4 protein-coding genes are annotated in these 4,306 nt (G+C 32.5%); all 4 read left to right on the forward strand.

Features of this window, described 5'->3' with window-relative positions; genetic code table 11:
- The coding region (locus tag CALSC_RS00265) for a glycosyltransferase family 4 protein (RefSeq protein ID WP_143288102.1) at nt 1-1,162 on the forward strand (1,162 nt) is incomplete at its 5' end.
- A 79-nt stretch (nt 1,163-1,241) separates the two neighbouring features.
- Nucleotides 1,242-2,489: an O-antigen ligase family protein gene (locus tag CALSC_RS00270; protein WP_088239443.1), complete on the forward strand. Its 1,248-nt coding sequence runs from the start codon at nt 1,242-1,244 to the stop codon at nt 2,487-2,489.
- A 43-nt stretch (nt 2,490-2,532) separates the two neighbouring features.
- A complete protein-coding gene (locus tag CALSC_RS00275; protein ID WP_088239444.1) occupies nt 2,533-3,420 on the forward strand; it encodes a glycosyltransferase family 2 protein in 888 nt (295 codons plus the stop codon).
- A 66-nt stretch (nt 3,421-3,486) separates the two neighbouring features.
- On the forward strand, nt 3,487-4,306 hold an 820-nt coding region (locus CALSC_RS00280), incomplete at its 3' end, for a glycosyltransferase (RefSeq protein WP_088239445.1).

Genomic DNA, 4,306 nt, shown 5'->3' on the forward strand with positions numbered 1-4,306 from the left:
AGTACAGGAAAAATGGAGTAGTGATAAATATGTAATTGCGCCTCAAACTAGACTATCTCAAGGTTTAGCAAAAGCAAAACTAACATTTGAGACATTACCATTAAAAATTTATCGTCAGCGTCATCATGGATCTACATTTTTTGTGCAATGGATGCCAGACAGAGTTATACCAATGGTAAATCAGATTGCTCCGGACATTATTAATTTACATTGGATATGTGCGGGCTTTATGCAAATAGAAACTATTAGCAAACTTAAGCGCCCTTTAGTTTGGACTCTACATGATATGTGGGCTTTTACAGGTGGGTGTCATTCGACCGGAGATTGTAATCATTACAAAGTATCCTGTGGTAGTTGTCCCCAGTTAGCTAGTAAACAACAGAAAGATTTATCCCATTGGATATGGTGGCGTAAAGCAAAAGCTTGGAAAAATTTGAAAATAACACTTATTTCACCCAGTAATTGGTTAGCTACATGTGCCAGTTCCAGTCCTCTTTTTCAGGATTTACGAATTGAAGTCATTCCCCATGGACTTGATACTCAAAAATATAGGCCAATCGCTAAAGAATGTGCTCGAAAAATTCTGAATCTACCTCAAGATAAACAATTGATTTTATTTGGATCTTTACAAACAAACAGTGATAAAAATAAAGGCTTTCAGTTATTACAACCAGCATTGAAAAATTTAAGCAAATCTCATTGGAAAGAGAAATTAGAATTATGTATATTCGGTGCATCTCAGCCAGAAAATTCACCTGATTTAGGCTTTAAAACACACTACTTGGGATATTTTCATGACGATATTTCTTTAGCTGCTGTTTACTCAGCTGCTGATGTGACCATAGTACCATCTTTACAAGAATCTTTTGGTCAAACAGCCTCTGAATCCTTAGCTTGTGGAACTCCAGTGGTGGCTTTTAACGCCACTGGTTTAAAAGATATTATCGATCATCAATCCAATGGCTATTTAGCTAAACCATATGAATCTGATGATTTAGCCAAAGGAATTGCTTGGGTATTAGAAAATCCAGATAGGCAGACAAAACTATCCTGTAATGCTCGTGAGAAGGTAGAAAAAGAATTTACTCTTGAGCTTCAAGCACAACGTTATTTAACTCTATTTCAAGAAATATTGGCACAAGATAAATCGGTTAAATTATAAGTTTTTAATTTTAATATCTAGATTAGAGACTAGATAGTTATCAAACTTAAAACATGTTTGATTATACGAATATATCAGAATGAAAAATAAACTACTATTACCTCTAATCAATAAGTTAGAAGTTGCTATTTGTATTCTATTAATTATTATTATTGAACCTCTATCACTTCCAAGTATATTAGAAAATATAACTAGCATCATTAGTTATGGTTTTTTATTCATTATCATTGTCATGCGTGGTAAAAAATTATTTTATACTGCCACCATAGATATTAGTTTTATACTTTTATTATTTATAGTATGTTTTTCTTTTTTTTGGTCAGAAAATCCATCCGAAAGTATATATCAGTCTCGATTATTACTTCGCTCGACTTTATTCGCAGTATATTTCGCAATGCAATATCCACCAGAAGAACAAATCAAACTATTATCTTGGGCAACTGGAATTATCATGATTTTAAGTTATGGTAATAGTATATTGTTTCCCTCTTCTGGTACACAATTTATTAATGGTTCTATAGCTTGGTCAGGAATTTATACCCACAAACAAATTTTAGGACGACAGATGGGTATAGCAGCTTTATCTTTTATTTTCCATATCTTGAATAAAAAATTAAATAAATTAATTATAGCAACAGGATTATTCTTTTCAGTAGCTATTATTTTGCTATCACAAAGCAAAAGTGGTCTGCTAATTATTTTATTTTCTATATTAATAATGCCAATATATAAATTTATTGTAAAACAAAAAAATAATAGATTATTATTCAGCCTAATCTTATTTTTATTTGTTAGCATTATATCATGTTTAGTCTTTTTCAATATTGAATATATACTAGTTGATTTTTGGGGGAAAGATTTAGAGTTTAATGGTCGTCTACCGCTATGGCAACTATGTTTTGACAAAATTTCAGAACAACCTTGGTTAGGTTATGGGTATAGGGGTTTTTGGAATTCTTCAGCAGGTAACTATGTTTTATCTAATTCCTGGGCAGCTTTATTACCTGAATTTCAAGAAGGTAATATAAATTTTCATGCCCATAATGGCTTTATTGATATTTTATTAGAAATTGGTTCTTTAGGTTTGCTAACATTCTTCATTCATTTCTGCCAATCTTTAAAAAAAATCATCGATTTATTAATTTATAGTAGAGATAGAGAATTTTTCTGGATGTTACAAATATGTTGTTTATTATGGATTACTAATCTTACAGAAAGTAATATATTGTTTTCATCTAATAGTTTGATCTGGTTTCTATATGTATCAACAGTTCTTTCTGCAGCAGTTCAATATAAAAGATTGAAGAACATCCAAAAATACAGTTGATACCAAAAGTTGTGAAAATCTAATCATACTTAAAAATAATTATATGAACATAGTAGTATTAATCACTTCACATAATAGATGTAAAATAACCTTGGCTTGTTTAGAGGCTTTATATCAACAAAATCATGTCAAATTTGATGTTTATTTAGTTGATGATGGTTCTACTGATGGGACATCAGATGCAGTCAAGTCAAATTACCCAGCAGTGAATATCTTACAAGGTAATGGAAATCTTTTCTGGGTAGGAGGAATGCATTTAGCCTTTGCAAAGGCTTTAGAAAAAAAATATGACTTTTATATTTGGCTAAATGACGATACTATCCTGGAACTCAATGCTTTTAATAAACTACTTACTAGTTACAATTATTTAAAAAAGCAAGGTAAAGCCAATTCCATAGTTGTTGGTTCAACTTACGATTTTTTCACAAATAAACCGACTTATGGTGGTGCTGTACGTTCCAAGAATTGGTATTCAAATAAATATGAATTTTTACAGCCAAGTCAGGAGTTACAAGAAAGTGAAACAATGTATGGAAATTGCGTACTCATTCCTCATAGTGTTGCTGAAAAAGTAGGAAATTTGGACTCTGTATTTATCCATGCACTAGGTGATTTAGATTATGGATTGAGAGCCAAAAAACTAGGATGTTCTGTGTGGGTAGCATCTGGATATATCGGTACTTGTTCTAAAAACTCTGTTGGTGGAAGTTGGGTTGATCCTCAACTTTCTATTTATCAACGCTTACAAAAAGTTCTCCAACCAAAAGCTTTTCCAATTAAGCCGTGGATTACTTTTGTCAGGCGACACTCTGGTATGTTTTGGTTTATTTATTTGTTTTTACCTTACGTACGAGCAGTTATTGGTTATCAAAACTTGAGCATATCTCCTTCCTTTACAGAAGAAGTAGAACAAAAAATCGTCAATACTTAAATGTTTTTGGATTCCACCTGTATTCTCACTCTGATTTCTATCCATTAATTAAAGTGAACTCTATTTATGTTATTTCATGGTTTTTACATTCTCAGTACTGAGCCATTGATTGTTTCTTTTCTAGGTAGTTATCCTTTCCTTGGTGGATTAATATATCAAGAAAAAAAACTAACTTATCAACCTCTACCTCCATGGTTTCGTCCAAAACATGTACTAGAACATGTTCCTTCATGGGCTGGCTCATGGAAAGAAATGGCAAAACGTAAGGTAAAACAAACCTTACATACCCTAGAAGGAAGGACACACCATTTAATGGTGAGTGCAACGGATGAAGAGGTTATGCGAAAACGTCTTTCTGTTCGAGGAGCTCATTTAAATCAAAATATATATATTAATGAGCATGTATATAAACCACTTGATGAACCAAAAATATACGATGCAATTTACACTGCTCAATTACTACCAGTCAAGCGTCATTGGTTAGCAAAAAATATAGAACGTTTAATGGTTGTATCCTATGGGGGAAATTTACATGATTTTTGCCCCGAACTCAAACATGCTGACTTTAATGAGAGATTTCTTTCACGTCCTGAGTTAGCCAGAAAATATAACCAGTCTGATGTTGGTTTATGCCTTTCACCATTAGAAGGAGCAGTATTAGCCTCCTGTGAATATTTACTTTGTGGAATACCCGTTGTTAGTACCCCTAGCAAAGGTGGTAGAGATGAGTTTTTTACTCCTGAGAACTCGATTATTGTTCCTCCAGAACCTGAGGCTGTTGCTCAAGCTGTACAAGAATGGCAAAAATCAACACCAAAACCTCAAGAGATTAGGGAACAAACTTTGAAAAAAATGAATGATTGGCGACTAAATTATTGTGTCTATA

Source organism: Calothrix rhizosoleniae SC01, assembly GCF_900185595.1.
GTDB classification, from domain to species: Bacteria; Cyanobacteriota; Cyanobacteriia; order Cyanobacteriales; family Nostocaceae; genus Calothrix_A; species Calothrix_A rhizosoleniae.

What these genes read in the sequence shown, in the direction of transcription:
- CALSC_RS00270 (WP_088239443.1), top strand. Translation starts at nt 1,242, where the DNA reads ATGAAAAATAAACTACTATTACCTCTAATCAATAAGTTAGAAGTTGCT.
- CALSC_RS00275 (WP_088239444.1), top strand. Translation starts at nt 2,533, where the DNA reads ATGAACATAGTAGTATTAATCACTTCACATAATAGATGTAAAATAACC.